Source organism: Pseudomonas palleroniana, assembly GCF_003031675.1.
GTDB lineage: Bacteria > Pseudomonadota > Gammaproteobacteria > Pseudomonadales > Pseudomonadaceae > Aquipseudomonas > Aquipseudomonas palleroniana.
Window position 1 is genome coordinate 20289 of sequence record NZ_PYWX01000006.1, and the last position, 15794, is coordinate 36082.

Annotated in this window: 12 protein-coding genes; 8 read left to right on the forward strand and 4 right to left on the reverse strand. The window is 60.8% G+C overall.

All coding sequences use genetic code 11. The features are described 5' to 3' along the window. Window positions 1–344: 344 nt before the first annotated feature. A complete protein-coding gene (locus C9383_RS01320; RefSeq protein ID WP_090366526.1) occupies window positions 345–2363 on the reverse strand; it encodes a TonB-dependent receptor in 2019 nt (672 codons plus the stop codon). Between the two features lie 214 nt (window positions 2364–2577). Between C9383_RS01320 and C9383_RS01325 the strand changes: the two genes are divergently transcribed. Both C9383_RS01325 and C9383_RS01330 read left to right on the forward strand, forming a co-directional pair. Further along, entirely contained in the window at window positions 2578–2811 is a 234-nt protein-coding gene (locus C9383_RS01325; protein ID WP_060754466.1) for a VF530 family protein, read from the forward strand. 4 nt (window positions 2812–2815) lie between these two features. Beyond that, window positions 2816–3439, forward strand: a complete 624-nt coding sequence (locus tag C9383_RS01330; protein WP_090366524.1) for a Pr6Pr family membrane protein — start codon at window positions 2816–2818, stop codon at window positions 3437–3439. Window position 3440: 1 nt separating this feature from the next. Here the strand turns inward: C9383_RS01330 and C9383_RS01335 are convergent, their stop codons facing one another. Together C9383_RS01335 and C9383_RS01340 are read right to left on the reverse strand one after the other, a co-directional pair. After that, entirely contained in the window at window positions 3441–4208 is a 768-nt protein-coding gene (locus C9383_RS01335; protein ID WP_090366522.1) for a siderophore-interacting protein, read from the reverse strand. Continuing rightward, the gene (locus C9383_RS01340; RefSeq protein ID WP_060754463.1) at window positions 4205–4747 is read right to left on the reverse strand and encodes a PadR family transcriptional regulator; all 543 of its coding nucleotides are present in this window, start codon (window positions 4745–4747) and stop codon (window positions 4205–4207) included. Before C9383_RS01340 ends, C9383_RS01335 begins: the two co-directional genes overlap by 4 nt. A 453-nt stretch (window positions 4748–5200) precedes the next feature. Between C9383_RS01340 and C9383_RS01345 the strand changes: the two genes are divergently transcribed. The 5 genes from C9383_RS01345 to C9383_RS01365 all read left to right on the forward strand — a co-directional run bounded on the left by C9383_RS01345 (window position 5201) and on the right by C9383_RS01365 (window position 10841). After that, window positions 5201–5701 carry a CS1 type fimbrial major subunit gene (locus C9383_RS01345; RefSeq protein WP_090366521.1) on the forward strand — a complete coding sequence of 167 codons (501 nt, stop codon included), beginning with the start codon at window positions 5201–5203 and terminating at the stop codon, window positions 5699–5701. Window positions 5702–5820: 119 nt separating this feature from the next. Continuing rightward, window positions 5821–8343 carry a TcfC E-set like domain-containing protein gene (locus C9383_RS01350; RefSeq protein WP_090366519.1) on the forward strand — a complete coding sequence of 841 codons (2523 nt, stop codon included), beginning with the start codon at window positions 5821–5823 and terminating at the stop codon, window positions 8341–8343. 27 nt (window positions 8344–8370) lie between these two features. After that, window positions 8371–9111, forward strand: a complete 741-nt coding sequence (locus tag C9383_RS01355) for a pilus assembly protein (protein ID WP_090366518.1) — start codon at window positions 8371–8373, stop codon at window positions 9109–9111. Window positions 9112–9130: 19 nt separating this feature from the next. After that, entirely contained in the window at window positions 9131–9619 is a 489-nt protein-coding gene (locus C9383_RS01360) for a CS1 type fimbrial major subunit (protein ID WP_090366516.1), read from the forward strand. 10 nt (window positions 9620–9629) lie between these two features. Next, the gene (locus tag C9383_RS01365; RefSeq protein WP_090366514.1) at window positions 9630–10841 is read left to right on the forward strand and encodes a hypothetical protein; all 1212 of its coding nucleotides are present in this window, start codon (window positions 9630–9632) and stop codon (window positions 10839–10841) included. Here C9383_RS01365 and C9383_RS01370 read toward each other — a convergent pair. After that, window positions 10799–13978: a transglycosylase domain-containing protein gene (locus C9383_RS01370; protein WP_090366512.1), complete on the reverse strand. Its 3180-nt coding sequence runs from the start codon at window positions 13976–13978 to the stop codon at window positions 10799–10801. The genes C9383_RS01365 and C9383_RS01370 overlap by 43 nt on opposite strands. Before the next feature lie 383 nt (window positions 13979–14361). Between C9383_RS01370 and C9383_RS01375 the strand changes: the two genes are divergently transcribed. Then, window positions 14362–15780: an amino acid permease gene (locus C9383_RS01375; protein WP_060754457.1), complete on the forward strand. Its 1419-nt coding sequence runs from the start codon at window positions 14362–14364 to the stop codon at window positions 15778–15780. Window positions 15781–15794: the final 14 nt, after the last annotated feature.

Sequence of the window (15794 nt, forward strand, 5' to 3'; positions counted from 1 at the left end):
TTCTGGGGTGCAGCGGGGTTATCCACAGGCGGGTGATTTATTCCCAGGCGCAGGTCGGGGTAAGACAGCGCTGTCTTTAAAAAGGAAAAAATTCGGCAAGATGGGGTCGACCGCAGGCGTGAAACGTTTCAGTTTATTGCGGGCAAGGATAATGCGGCGGCGAAACAAGAGAAAGCACGAATCGCAAGATGCATCGTTTCAGTTTTGGTAACAGTGACTAAATGTCGCTGCAAAAACAGGATGAAAAAAGGGGGCTGCTGATGGCGGTGGTTCAGTCATTGGCTACAGCGACTGGAACTGCGTCATCGGGAGCAAGCCCCCTCCCACAGGGTTTGGCTGTGGTTTTAGAAGGTGGTGCGGATGCCCAATTGCACACTGCGCCCTGGAGCCGGTGCGATATCACGCAGAATCGAGCTGGCGTAGCGAACGGTCTGGTTGGTCAGGTTTTCGCCATTCACAAACGCCAGCCACTCGCTGCCGCCCACATTGAAGCGGTAACCCGCGCTGGCGCCCAAGGTGGTGTAGCCGTCGGTGCCGCTTTCGTTAGCCGGCACACGGCCTTGACCCGCTGCATGTTCCACATCGATGCGTGCCTGCCAGCGGTCCAGTTCCCACAGCAAACCGCTGTTCAAACGCAGCGGCGCGATGCGTGGCAAGGCTTCGCCGGTGTCCAGGTTGGTGGCGCGGGTGTAATCGCCCGATAGTTCCAGCGCGAATTTGCCGTAGGCACCTTCGCCCAACTTCCAGTGATCCTGGGCTTCGAAGCCGGCGAAACGTGCGCGTACGCCGGAGTATTTGTACTCAGGGATCCCGCCGGCGTCTTCTTCACCTTCATCGTTCAGCGTGCGACCGCTGCCCAGCAAACCGATGTAGTTGGAGAAGCGGCTGTAGAACACGCCAAAGCTGCCCTTGTGGGTACCGTTGTCAAAACGCAGGGCCAGGTCACTGGACACGGCTTTTTCTTTCGACAGGTTGGCATCGCCCACTTCGTAAGTGCCGGTGGCGACATGGGCGCCGTTGGCGTACAGCTCGTAGAATGTCGGGGCGCGCTCGGTGTAGCCCAGGGTGGCAGCCAGGGACCACACCGGCGTGAGGCTATACACCGCGCCTGATGACAGGCTGCCCGCGTTGAAGTCATTGGAGTGGTCGGCATTGGCGAAACGCGCGTTGCCTTTGGCATCCGGGTCGATGTGGGTGTGTTCCAGGCGCCCGCCAAGGCTGAGTTTCAGGCGCTCGGTGGCTTGCATTTCTTCGAGGATGAACAGCGCGCCGGCGTTGGTATCGGTCTGTGGCACGAAGGCTTCTTCGCCGAGGGCCGAGAACTCGTTGCGACTCACCTGGGCACCGACCACACCCTCGAACGGACCGATAGGCAGGTGACGGCCCTCGACCCGCGCTTCATAGCCCTTGTTCTTGAAGGTGGTGCCGGTTTCGCCGCCTTCGATCTCCCGGTGCTGGTAGTCGGTATACCCCGCGTCGACCTTCACCGAACTGAACGGGCCTTGCAGGTTGCGCAACTCGGAGGCAAAGGCGTAATGATCCTGCTTCATGCGGATACGCACGTCCTGCTCGGCGGGTGAGCCATAGTTGCTGTCGTAGTTGCTGTAGGACAGGCCGGCATAACCGTCGTCCCAAGTGTAGGACCCCCCCAGCGCACCGCCGTCCTGGCGCCCGCTGCTGTTGCCCAAACGGCCATCTTTGCCAGGGCCGTCTTCACTTTCAGGGGCGTGACGGCTGCGTGCATAACCCGGGATTTTCAGGTCGTTGAATTCCCGCGCATTGGCATCCAGATGCAAGGCGAAGGTGCCATTCCCAGCCTCCAGTTTGCCCGCGCTGCTGCGGGTGGTGTCGGCGCCGCCGTAGCGCAATTCACCGGCACCGTGGATGCCTTCGATGGCCTCGGTGGGGATGCGGTTGTCGAACGTGTTGACCACGCCCCCGATGGCACTGCCGCCGTACAGCAGCGCCGCCGGGCCGCGCACGATCTCGATGCGATCAACGTTGATCGGGTCCAGCGGCACGGCGTGGTCATAGGACAGGGACGAGGCATCCAGCGCGCCCACGCCATTGCGCAGGATGCGAATGCGGTCGCCATCCTGGCCACGAATGATCGGTCGGCTGGCGCCGGGGCCAAAGTACGAAGACGACACACCGGGTTGCTTGTTGAGGGTTTCGCCCAGGCTGCCTTTTTGTTGCAGGGTCAGGTCGTCGCCTGCGAGCACGGTGGTGGGCGAAGCGAGTTGCTCGCTGCCCAGCGGGTTGGCGGTGATGACTTGAGGTTGCAGCTCCAGGGCGTGGGTTTCGGAGCAGATCAACAAGGCGGCGGCGAGCGGGGTCAAGCGCCAGAGAGGGAAGAGGGACATCGGACATTCCTTGGCAAAACAGCGAAAAAGAGCAGGTTCAAGACGGTATCGAGATCATTGCATTTGATACTTGTAGTTACAATATAACATCTCTTTTTCAGCTGAATAGCGGGAACTTTTCTCCGGGGGCTATATTCAATGCAGTGCTTCCACCTGTACGCCTCGTCGGCTAAGGTGCGCGGCTGTGTTTTCTCTATTTGCAAAAAGGCCTGGCATGACCGCGACAAGCAACGACCCGCTCCACGGTGTGACTCTGCAACATATCCTCACCACCCTGGTGGCACATTACGATTGGGCAGGCCTGGCCGAACGCATCGATATCCGCTGCTTCAAGAGCGATCCGAGTATCAAGTCGAGCCTGACGTTCCTGCGCAAAACCCCATGGGCGCGGGAGAAAGTCGAAGGGTTGTACGTGAAGCTGATGCGCACCAAACGCCCGCTGGATTGATCCCATGAAGCGCTTTGTGGCCACGGCGGCACTGGCCGGTTGGGTCGGGTTGGCGATTCAGCAGTACCTGATTTTCTATTCGCGCTGGCTCACCGATGCCAGCCTGTTGGGCGGGTTGATCAACTTTTTCAGTTTCTTCACGGTACTGACCAATACCCTGGTGGTCGTGGTGCTGAGCTATGCGCTGGTCAACCGGGATTCAGCGGCCAGGCGGTTTTTCCTGGCGCCTACGGTCAGCAGTGGGATCGCTGTGAGCATCATCGTGGTCAGCCTGGCCTACAACCTGTTGCTGCGGCATTTGTGGAGCCCTGCAGGCTTTCAATTCATCGCCGATGAACTGCTGCATGACGTGATGCCCGTGCTGTTTTTGATCTATTGGTGGCGGTGCGTGCCCAAGGGCCATTTGCGCCTCGGGCATATCGGCGCCTGGGTGATCTACCCACTGGTGTACTTCGGCTATGTGCTGCTGCGGGGCGATTTGCTCGGGCAGTATCAGTACCCGTTCATCGATGTCGGCACCCTAGGTTATCCACAAGTGTTTGTGAATGCCGGGGGGATTCTGGCGGGGTTTGTCGTAATCGCGCTGGCGGTGGTGGGGCTGGACAGACTCATCAAGCCCCACGCCTGATTCACTCCTCGTCGCTACCGTCGGCACGCCAGTAGCCTACGGCCTTGAGGAATTCTTCATTGACCTGGTGCGTGTCCAGCAATACACGACGCACCTGGCGCGACAGTTTGCTTTCGGTCGCCACGAAGCTGTACAGCGAACCACTCGGCAGCGTCAGCGTGCGTACGGTTTCCAGCAGGTCATCCTGGCCACGGATCACCCAGATCACTTTTACGTCGGCAGCACTCTCGAGGGGTTGCCGTTCCGCCGCGTTGGCGATCTCGATCACCGCCAATACCTGGCGCCCGGCCGGCAGTTCTTCCAGGCGGCGGGCGATGGCGGGCAGGGCGGTTTCATCGCCGATCAACAGGTAGCTGTCGAACATATCCGGCACGATCATCGAGCCCCGAGGCCCACCGATATAGAGGTGCTGGCCGACCTGCGCCTGCTCTGCCCACGTCGAGGCAGGGCCGTCACCGTGCAGGACAAAGTCGATGTCCAGCTCGCCGATGCTCAGATCGAAGCGCCGTGGCGTGTAGTCGCGCATGGCGGGCTGCGGGCCGTCGCCCTTGATCGTGAAGGTCGGGCTCTCCAGTGCTGCCTGTTCGGCGGCGTTCTGTGGGAACAGCAGCTTGATGTGATCGTCACTGCCCAGGCTGACAAAACCCGCAAGCTCAGGGCCGCCCAAGGTGATGCGGCGCATGCGCGGGGTGATATCCACCACCCTCAATACTTGCAGGCGGCGACGTTTGATTTCATGGGTAACGCGATGGATGGCTTGAGTATTCATTGAGCTTTCCCGTCGGCAATGGCTTGAGCGGTGCCGTTGAGCAGCGCCGCGACACGAACGATTTCTTCCGGGCTCCAGCGCCCGTGGTGCGAATGCAAGGCATGGCGCAGGTTGTGTACCGCTTCGTGGATTTCCGGCGGGCGGTCGTGACCACGAAGCGAACGTTTGCTGACGTCCAGACGCATGCGTACACCCTCCAGGGCAACGGCTTGCTCGCTTAAGAAGAGACGACCGGCGTCGGTGATTGTGTAGCGTTTTTTTCCGCCTTCGGTGTCGCCGGTGATCAGTTCGCTCTCTTCCAGAAAGGTCAGGGTCGGGTAAATCACACCAGGGCTGGGGCTGTAGGTGCCATCGAATAGGCTTTCTATCTGGCGGATCAGGTCGTAGCCATGGCACGGCTGCTCAGCGATCAGCGCCGGCAGCAGCAATTTCAGATCGCCGGGTGCAAATACCCGAGGGCCTCGGCCGCCGCGTTCGCGTCCTGGGCGTTTTTCGAAGCCGTCGTGATGATGGGGGTGGTGGGGATGATGCTCTCTCATGTGCTTGGCTCTCCGTCTTGGTTAGATATAACGTAAGATATATCTTAAGATGAGCGCAAGCCTTTCGGACGAATGGCTACCTGTCGCTGTCGCTGCGTTTACGCGTGGCAGCACCGTGAATTCATATCCGGAAAGAACTTTGTTAGTTGTATAAATGACGGGTTGTAATATTGTTCTGACGGAATGATCCACTAATAAAAGCTTTCGTTTAATTGTGAGTAGTCTTCTTCTTACAGCTAATTAATAAGTTTTGGCAAAGTGCCATATTTTTCCTATTGACTTGATCGTTGTCGGGCTACCCGATACGAGGAAATCACCTGCTTACGTGTTGGAAAACTCACGGGATACTTGTGTCGCGTTGAAACTTGCGAAGTTGTCAATGCACGTTATTGGAAACGCTAAGGCGCGTTCTGTAACGCCAACTCCTTTAAGTTAGAAAACAGGTATTCAGTCATGTTGAAAAAAATCGCCATTGCCTCGCCACTGGTTGCCGCTGTACTGGGTTCGTCCCTGGCGTTTGCCGCAGATGATGCGCGCACTTCCATCCAGATCAAGGCAGACATTCCCACCAAGCAGTTCCACGCCCAGCCGCTGGATCCCAACTTCGGTAAAGACGAAGTCATGAGCTACAACCCCGTCAGCGGTGAGCTGAGCTCGCTACGTGCAACCTTCAGCGTCAAACATACCGATGGCTCCGTGCACGCCTACATTGAAGGTGGCCCTACGGCAGCCGCGCTGTACAACGGCAGCAACAGTATTGCGCTGACCAACACCTTCAACGGCATCGTGCTGACCGCCTCACCGCAAGAAGTGGTGGATGACCCGCAATCCACCCCAGGCACCCAGGCTGACCTGGTGATTACTCCGGCCAAACCGGCGGACAACCAGAACGGCCTGTACACCGCCAACTACACCGTGATCTTCGACGCTGTGCCGCGCGCGCCGGCGCTGTAACGCCGTCGTGTCGTGGAGCGCCTGGTTGAACGCCAGGCGTTGATGAAGGAGCGGTGGCCTGTCCTGGCCGCCGCCCCGTTTGACTGCCTCGGCTGTCCGTAAAAGTGAGTATTCCGTGCATGTTTCCGATGACGCCTATCGCGGGCGCGCTGGCGCTATCGCTGTGCGCCAGCGCGCTGGCAGCGCCCTCAGCGCCTGGCACCACGCCGCGCAGCCTGTTGCTGCAGTCCAAGGAGTTGCCCAGCGATTTCGAGCAACACTTCTTCGATGTGCCGCTGGCCGTGCGCGTCGAACTCGATCAACAGTTTCTCGGCGAGGCGATGATCGTGCTGGGTCGGGATGATCGCATCACGTTACTGGCGTTCGGCGATGTTGCCGACAGTCAGTTTTCAGCCAGTGAGCGTGATAAGTGGCAGCAACTGCTGCAACAGGGCATGCCCCTGGGAAGTTGTGAGCGAAGTTGCCCGTCGCAATTGTTGGCGGTGCACTACAGTATTGAAAATTCGTTGGTATCGATCCTTACCGAAAACGTCGAGCGTAGTACAGAAGTCAAACGGTATTACGATCAGCCTGAAACAGGCAGCATGGGCCTGATCCTGAATAATCAACTCAACCTCAACGGTGGCGCCGAGGAGCAACTCGGTGGGCGCTATGGCCTGGAGGCCAGCTCCAGCGTGGGCAACTGGACCCAGGCGTTGAACCTGCAGTTGTCACGCCTCGGCGGCACCGACACCACCCTTTACCACGCTGTACACGAGCTTTATAGCCAGCGCGAACTGCAAGGCCAATTCCTGCGCCTGGGTTATTTCACTCCAGGCTCCGACGGTCTGACCCGACAGATACGTGCGTTCGGCGCCAATCCCGACACTGCCGTGGGCGTGATGTATGGCAGCTCCGACAGCCTGCTGATCAACAACCCCAAGCCCAGCGTGTACCCGATCTATGTCACCGCCAGCCGCCAGGCTTCGGTGGAGATCTACCGCAACGGCTTGCTGCTTAACAGCCAGGCCGTGGCAGCCGGGTTGCAGACCCTCGATACTCGGCCACTCCCCGGCGGTATCTACGAGGTGGAAGTGCGCCTGGTCGAAGACGGCCGCACCACCTCCACCACCCAGGAACTGGTCTACAAACCCAACAACTGGCGCAACGCCGACGAGCGCTGGCGTTACAGCAGCTTCCTCGGGCGCGAGAGCAAACTGCTGAGCAACTGGGACGAACAGGCCAGCGGCTTCATGACCTATGGTGCCAGCGCCAACTACCTGGCCCATCCCCGGGTCATCCTGGGTTTGTCGACGCGCAAGGTGCGCGAGAAGCTGCAAAATGGCGTGTCGGTCGACTGGACCCTGGCCAACGCCACCAGCGTATATGCCAATGTCTACCAGACCCAGGATCACGGCACCGGCCTTGATATCCAGGGCCTGTACAGCTACGGCCATGGCAGCCTCGTGGCCAGCCACAACCGCAGCTGGCTCGACACGCGCCGCACCTATGAAACCTTGCCCGATGGCACGCGTGTGCGGCCGCGCAGCACCTTCGTCGGGCAGGCCAGCAATTCGTCGTTGTCGATCAACCATCGCCTGAGCAACAAGAGTTCGATCAACTCCCGGCTCTCCTACAGCCAGGGCAACATCGAAGGTCTCGGCCTGGACCTGGGCTGGAACCAGCGCGGTACGGTGTTGGGCAGCGATGCCAGTTGGCGTGTTTCGGTGTTCGATCGCCCGGCCACGGCCAGTACCGGCGACAAGCGTAACCGGGGTGTCGACATCAGCGTCAGCCTCGCCCTTGGCGGCCCAGGCGAGCAATGGTCGGCCAGCCTCGGCACACGCACTGCGCGCGATGGCGGCCGCGACAACAATGGCTCGCTGACCTACCAGCGCAGTCTGGATGATCACTTCCTGCAGAGCGTCTCGGCCACGGCGACTGCGGACACCTATGGCGTCGGCTTGTCCGGTCGCAGCAGCTTCCAGACCGAAGCGCTCTACGGCGACGCATTCTTGCAGCGCTCCTCGTTCAACGACAAGCTCAGCGGCGGCCTGAACCTCAATAGCACCGTCGCCGTAGGCGCGCAAAACATGGTGCTCAGCAGCCAGTACCACACCGGAGGGGCCGGGATGATCGTGGATGTCGAGACCGACCTCGACGACATCACCCTGCGCGCCGATGACCTGGCCGGCGGCAGCGCCACCTTGCGCCCCGGGCGCAACTTTGTGCCGATCACAGCCTACAAGAGCAGCACCCTCAGTTTTGACTTCGAAGGCAACCACCCACCGGCCGCCGCCATCCAGCCGGCGCGCAGCAACTACCACCTGAACAAGGGTGGTGTGGACTATCGCAAGATCAGCGTGATGCAAACCGTCACCGTGCTCGGACGGTTGCTCGATGCCCAGGGCAATCCGCTCAAGGGCCACCACGTGATCAACCACGCGAGCCGTGGGGTCAGCGAAGTGGACGGGTTCTTCTCCCTGGAGATGCACACCGGTACACCCACCCTGCAAGTGAGCTTTGCCAATCAATTGCTCTGCCAGTTCCGCGTGGACCCAGGCACCGCCCGCCGCGAAGGCGACGTGCTGATGATCGGCGACCTCAGCTGTACGCCGGACACCCTGGCCGATGTGGTGCATGGCACGCAAACCGCCGGTTGAAACCCTTTATCCGTTGAGGTTCAAGCAATGAAACGTTTTTGCATGCTGTTAGGCGCCACGCTGTTTTCGCTGAGCAGCCACGCCGGCCCGCAGATCAATGTCGGGGTGGTCTACGACTACCTGGATGCGGAAAAAAGTACCTATATGAAGCGCGTGTTCAACGGCGGCACCTCCACGGCTTTCGTCAAGGTCAACATTCTCGAGATGATCTACGCCGCCGATGGCAGCTACCGGGAAGTGCCGTTGCAGGACCACGCCGGCGGCACCGCCCGTGACGGCCTGATGGCCAGCCCGGCGCGCCTGATCGTGCCGGCCAACGGTACCCAGGGCACGCGCTTGCTGTTCATGGGCAACCGCGACAAGGAGCGATATTTCCGCGTGCGCTTCGTGCCCGTAGTGCCACAGAGCGAAGATGAATTCGCCCTTACCGATGAAGAGCGCGCCGAATACAAAGACAACCTCGCCGCCGGTGTGCGGGTGCTCGCAGGCTACGGCACGGTGTTTTTCGTGCGCCCGAAAAACACGCGTTTCGACACCCAGGCCGATAACGCCCCCAGGCGCTACGCCCTGCACAACAACGGCAACAGCGTCGTGGTGGTGGATGAATTCAAGGACTGCCGGGTCGACGACCCGCGTGACTGCCGGCCCACCGTCAAGCACCACATCATGGCCGGTCGCAGTTTCAGCTTCGACAAGGAAGCGGGGCGCGAATACCGCTTCAACCTGATCGAAGGCTCCGCGAAGAAAACCGTTGAGATCAAGGGTTGATCCCGTGCCGAGGCAAAAAATGCTCAAGTTACTGATGTGCGCCGCTGTCTCCATCGTCAGCCTGCTGACTGCCACTCCCAACCGGGCGGCGCTCGAGCGGGAGACTTTCGAGGTTTTTGTCGAAATTCCCACGCCGGACTTTTATGTGCTGCCGGTCGACCCGCAGTTGTTCCACCGTGAGCAACGCCTGGACTACAACCCGGTGTCGTCGCAATTGAGTCCGCTGCGTGCGCAGTTCGATGTGAAAAATATCGGCGGTGCCATTGGTGCACGGCTTGAGGAACAGCCATTTCTGTACAACGGCAGCGACCGTATCGACCTGCGTGTGAGTTTCAACCGGCAGGAATTGAGCCTGGACCGCAGCGAAGTGGTGTCCACCGCTGAAGCCAAGCCCGGCAGGCGCGTCCCGCTGGAAATCGTCGCGATCAAACCCGCCGACGACTACCTTCCCGGCAATTACTACGGCACGGTGCGGGTGGTGTTCGACGCTACTGCGCCGGGCTTATGAGGTTTCTTTGATGAAGTTTATTATTCGCGCCCTGTGCGCGTGGGCACTGCTGTTACCACTGGCCGCGCAGGCTCTGACCCAGGACATCACGGCGGTATTTCGCCCGGACCCGTCCAACCCCTTGCTCAACCGTTTCGTCAACACCACACCCGAGAGCGGGATCTGCCCCTGGCACATCCCTGAGCGCTGCAAGGCTCTGGGGATTTTCAGCATCCGTACCAGCGACCTGACCTTCTCATCCAGCGTGCCGATCCAGGGCGGCCATACCGACGTACGCAAAGGCGCGATGTTCAAGGTGCCCAGCGAGTGGCGCGATGTGACCGTCAACCATGCGGTCACCGGCGCGTCCGAGACGGTAAAGATGCGCATCGCAGGCATTGGTGGTCGATTCGATTTGTACGAGGGGGTGGGTCAAACGGTCTGGGCCAGGGGCGCACTTGGCTGGAAATATGCCCCTGCACCGTGTCTAGGGACAAACTACGGCACGGGCAACAACTCGTTTTTCTTATGGTCCTGGATCACACCGCTCAACGTCGGTGCCTGTGACATGGCTGCGGTCAAGGATATCCCGGACATCCGCTATCCGGTTTTCGAGTACTCCTACGAGCTCAAAACCCCGAACCCGCTGGCGATGGACAGCGGTGTGTACACCGGCAGCATCACCTACAGCGTAGGCCCCCGGGCGGATTTCGATTTCGGTGACATCATGCAGCCCAACGACAACCAACTGACCTTTAACTTTACCCTGGACGTCGATCACCACCTCAAGGTCGAGGTGCCGCCGGGTGGCAATCGTGTGCAACTCGAACCCCAGGAGGGCTGGCAGGCGTGGTTGAAGAACGGACGCAAACCCACGCGCCTGTTCCGCGACCAGACCGTCAACCTGTGGGCCAGCTCGCCATTCAAGATGACCCTGGAATGCGGCGAGCCCATGGGCAATACCTGCAGTATGCGCAACGCCGCCGGCCATCAAGTCCCGCTGGACGTCGCCGTCACCTTGCCCGTCGGGTTGAACGACAGCGTCGGGCGACCGGTCAACCGGCTGCCCTTGCGCCTGGACGGTGTGGGCACCCAGTTGTTCCAGCCGACCCGGTACATCGACCGCAAGCCCAGCACCCTGCACTTTGAGATCAAGGCGGACAGCGTGTCGCAGATGCTCGATCACGGGGGGGGCAGCGCCTACTCAGGCACGGCCACCGTGGTGTGGGACTCGGGGTTGTAGGCGCTTGCCGAGCCCCATGCCCTTGCGCCGGCTTCGCCATTAGCCTGGCGGTTTTCTGCGGCCGGCACGCATTGGGTATGGCTACCCGGTTGCAGGTACGGCATCAGGATCGGCGCCATGCCTTTGAGCACTTGCACCGGCAAGGCCGAGGTGAAGGTGAAGTGTTCCGCCGAGCGGCCAGGAACGAAGGCGGTCAGCGTGCCGAAATGGCTATCGCCCAGGTAGAACACAAAGGTCGCGGTGCGGTTGATCGACTTGGAGCTGATCACCCGGCCGCCGGCGCCGATGGCTTCGATGCGGTTGTCGCCGGTACCGGTCTTGCCGCCCATGGCCAGCGGGGTGCCGTCGGCCAGTTTGAAACTGCCGGAGACGCGTTTTGCCGTCCCCGCATCCACCACCTGGGACAACGCGCCGCGCAGGGCTTGCGCTACCGCCACCGGCATGACCCGCTTGCCGGGCGCGGGGTCGTTGATCAGGCGGGTTTCATAGGGCGTGTCGGCGCCAAAGTGCAGGCTGTCGATGCGCAGCACTTTGGAACGCACACCGTCGTTGAGGATGATGCCCATCAGTTCCGCCAGCGCCGCAGGTCGGTCACCGGAGCTGCCAATGGCGGTTGCCAGGGAGGGCACCAGGTGATCGAAGGGATAGCCGACCGCCTGCCAGCGCTGATGGATATCGAGAAACGCCTCGATCTCCAGCATGGTGCGAATACGGCTGTCGCGTGCGCTTTGATGACGGCTCTTGAACAGCCAGCTGTAGACTTCCTGGCGCTCGAACTGGCTGGCTTTCACGGCCTCGCCGAATGTCGCGTCGGGATGGTTGAGCAGGTAGCCGAGCAGCCACAGGTCCAGCGGATGGACCTTGGCGATGAAGCCTTGGTCAGGCAAGTCATAGCTGCCGGGACGGTAGTCTTGATAGAGCTTGGCCAGGCGCTCGTCACTGAGCTTGCCGACGTCCTTGCTGCCGGCCAGGTGCGAGCGCACGAAGCGGTTGAAGCTTTCCTGGCTCGCGTCGGGCAGCAAGTAACGATGCACAGCCGCCAGGCGGATCGGCGTCGCACGGACACTGTCGAGGAACGTATCGAGGCGGGCCTGGGTGTCTTTTTTCTGGTACTTCTTCCAGAACCTGAGCAGGAACGCGGTGCCTTCGCGGTCGGCGAATCTGGCCAGGTATTCCTGGCGCCGAGGGTCGTTGTCGTCCTTGAGCAACTGCGCGCTGTTGTTGGGGCCTGCGTAGGTGGTGTAGCGCACGATATCGCGCATCAGGCGAATGAACGGCAGGTTGATCGATTCGCGCAAGGCGTCGCGCAGGGTGGGGCTGCGGCCATTGTCCTGGCTGCGAAAGTTATGGAAGTGATGCAGGCCGCCCCCGGTGAAAAAACCTTCTGCCGGGTTGGCCGAGTAGGTGCGGTCAAGGGCGGCGTCGAGCATTTTCTCCAGGCTTTTGTCCGGGGTCTGGATCAGGTAGTCGATGGCCCACCGGCTGAGGCGGTCCTGATCGTTGATCGGCACTTTTTTCAATGCAGCGGGGGATTGCGCCGCGTATTGGTCGTGCAACTCACTGACGATTTGCAAGTAGGTGGTGAGCACCCGCAGCTTGGCCGTGGAGCCCAACTCCAGCTTGCTGCCTTCATTGATATCAAACGGTTGGTCGGTGTTATCGGTCTGTACCCTGACCCGCGAACCGTCCGGGGTCAGCTCGAACAGGGTAAAGCTGTAGCGGACTTGAGGCGTGCTGGCGGCGGTCAGCAGGCGTTCGCCGAGCAGGCCGAGCTGGCGCGCATAGTCAGGGTCGGCCAAGTGCTTGAGGTAATCGCTGACCTGGGTCTGCAGGGTGCCTTGCAAGGTACTGGTCGCCGACAGGTCCAGGCGGTCGAGGTCGTACAGCGGGCGATTGAGCAACGCGGCAACCCGGCTGCGTGCGACGCTGATGCCCTTGTTGGTTTCAATCGGTTGCACCGTGGGTTGTTGCACCCAGTCGCGATAGCTGAGCGGGGCGCCAAGGGCCGCGTTGAGCAAGGGCGCATCGATCACGCCGTTCTGGGCCAGCAATCGCAGATGGCTGTCGGTGAGTTGCGCCAGTTCGTCACGCCCCTTGACCAGGTAATGTGAAGGGCGGCGCTGGGCGATGATCAACGCCAGCACCTCGCGCAAGGCCAGCGCTTTGGCTCGCAGGTCATTGCCCACCAGCGCCTGGTTGACCTGGTTGAAATCGGCGCCGAACCACACCCGCAAACCTTCGGCCAGGCCGTGCACCTCACCGTGCCCCGGCACGGCCGACAGCGGCACGCTGTTGAGGTAGTCACGCACGATATTCTGCCGTGCGATCGCGGTGTCCGGCCCCGCCTGGTAAGCCCGTACGCCGGCGGAAAACATCTGCCGCAGTTTCTCCGCGCCGGAAAGGGTCAGGCCGTCCGGGGAGTGCCGGTACTTTTCCAACTGGGTCGCCAGGGTACTGCCGCCGGCACTCTGGCCGGGCAGGTGCAGGGTCTTGGCCACTTGCGACCAGGCCGCCTTGGCAAAGCGCGGCCAGTCGACGGCGGGGTTGGCCTGTGGGGCGGCGGGGTCGAGCAGGTCGCGGTTTTCGATAAACAGCAGGCTGTTGACCACCAGCGGCGGAATGCCGGCGAAGCTGGCGTAGAGCTGTTGCGGGTAGGTGTATTGGTACAGCGGCAGCGCCTGGCAATCGGTGAGCGACAAACCGGCCTGGATTTTTTCCGCGTAGGGCACGAACAGCCCCTGGCGAGTGTAATCCATCAATTGGGAGGAGAAGCGCGTCTGGGATTGCACGACGTAACCGCGTTTGAGCAAGCGGGCCAGGAAGTCGTCGAGGTCGCTGTAGCCCAGGCGTCGATCAAACGGTCCGGGGCCTGGGTACACGATGGCATCACTGGGACCGTCGGCCAGCCGGTAGGTCAGTTGGTTGGCCAGCCTGCTCAATTGCTCGGCTTGCAGGCGTGAAGTGCGCATCTCTCTGGCGGCGGCAAAGCCCAGGGCCACCAACGCCATCAGCACGATCAGCCAGAACAGCCTGCGCCCGTAGCGGGGCCTGGGTTTATTTTGGGGTAAAGGCGCTGGTTCCGAACTGCCTTGTAGTTTCGCAGCCTTGGTCGATTCGGTTTGCCACAGTGCGCCCATAGTCGATTGATCCATTCACGCAGATTGATCGGACTTGTTTGAAGCTTAGACGGTGTGGGCTTGATGTGAGGAAATTGTGTTTTTTGCGTGGGAAGCTTCTGAATCCGCCCTTGAGTGAACGATTGCAGCTGCGGCGATTGGTCGCCGGGTATAGGTCATATGCGCCTGTGAAATTGCATTATTGTGGGCGCTTCCACTAAATTGACTGGCTTTTACAGTGAAAGGCACTGGTCGAGGCTTTTTATACTGCACGGCCCATCGTCTTGCCCTGCAAGGCGGGGCTGTTCATGAGACGGCCCCGGTTTCGATTTCCGCCTGGCCTTACCGGCAACGGCGTGTGAAACGCGACGGGCTATCCAATAACAAGATGAGGTTGTATCCCTATGCCAGTCGGCAACCCCCTGCCCCATGGCGAGACCGCTCAAGGCGGCCCGCTCAAACGCGAACTCGGTGAGCGACATATTCGCTTGATGGCACTCGGCGCCTGCATCGGCGTCGGTCTGTTCCTGGGTTCGGCAAAGGCCATTGAAATGGCCGGTCCGGCGATCATGCTGTCGTACATCATCGGCGGCCTGGCGATCCTGGTGATCATGCGTGCGCTCGGCGAGATGGCCGTGCACAACCCTGTCGCCGGTTCGTTCAGCCGTTATGCACAGGATTATCTCGGCCCGCTGGCGGGCTTCCTGACCGGCTGGAACTACTGGTTCCTGTGGCTGGTGACCTGTGTCGCGGAAATCACCGCGGTCGCGGTGTACATGGGCGTGTGGTTCCCCGATACGCCGCGCTGGATCTGGGCCTTGGCGGCGCTGATCAGCATGGGCACCATCAATCTGATCGCGGTCAAGGCGTTCGGTGAGTTCGAGTTCTGGTTTGCCCTGATCAAGATCGTCACGATCATTGCGATGGTCATCGGCGGCGTCGGCATCATTGCGTTCGGTTTCGGCAACGATGGCGTGGCGCTGGGTATTTCCAACCTGTGGGCCCACGGCGGTTTCATGCCCAATGGCGTGCAGGGCGTCCTGATGTCCTTGCAAATGGTCATGTTCGCCTACCTGGGCGTGGAGATGATCGGCCTGACCGCCGGTGAAGCGAAGAACCCGCAGAAGACCATCCCCAGCGCAATCGGCTCGGTGTTCTGGCGCATCCTGCTGTTCTATGTGGGGGCGCTGTTTGTGATTCTGTCGATCTACCCGTGGAATGCGATCGGTACCCAAGGCAGCCCGTTTGTGATGACCTTCGAGCGTCTGGGGATCAAGACCGCCGCCGGCATCATCAACTTTGTGGTGATCACCGCGGCCCTGTCGTCGTGCAACGGCGGCATCTTCAGCACCGGGCGCATGCTTTACAGCCTGGCGCAGAACGGCCAGGCCCCGGCGACCTTCGCCAAGACCTCGAACAACGGTGTGCCACGTCGCGCCCTGCTGTTGTCGATCTTCGCGCTGCTGCTGGGGGTGTTGCTCAACTACCTGGTGCCGGAGAAAGTCTTTGTCTGGGTCACCTCCATCGCCACCTTCGGCGCGATCTGGACCTGGCTGATGATCCTGCTGGCCCAGCTTAAATTCCGTAAAAGCTTGAGCGCCGCAGAACAGGCCGGGTTGAAATACCGCATGTGGTTGTACCCGGTCAGTTCGTACCTGGCGCTGGCGTTCCTGGTGTTGGTCGTGGGGTTGATGGCGTACTTCCCGGACACCCGCGTGGCGCTGTATGTGGGGCCGGTGTTCCTGGTGCTGCTGACGCTTGTGTTCTATGCCTTCAAGTTGCAGCCGACCGACGCGAGTGAGGGTGTGCCACGCTCCGTTTAGTGCGGGGGAGCGAG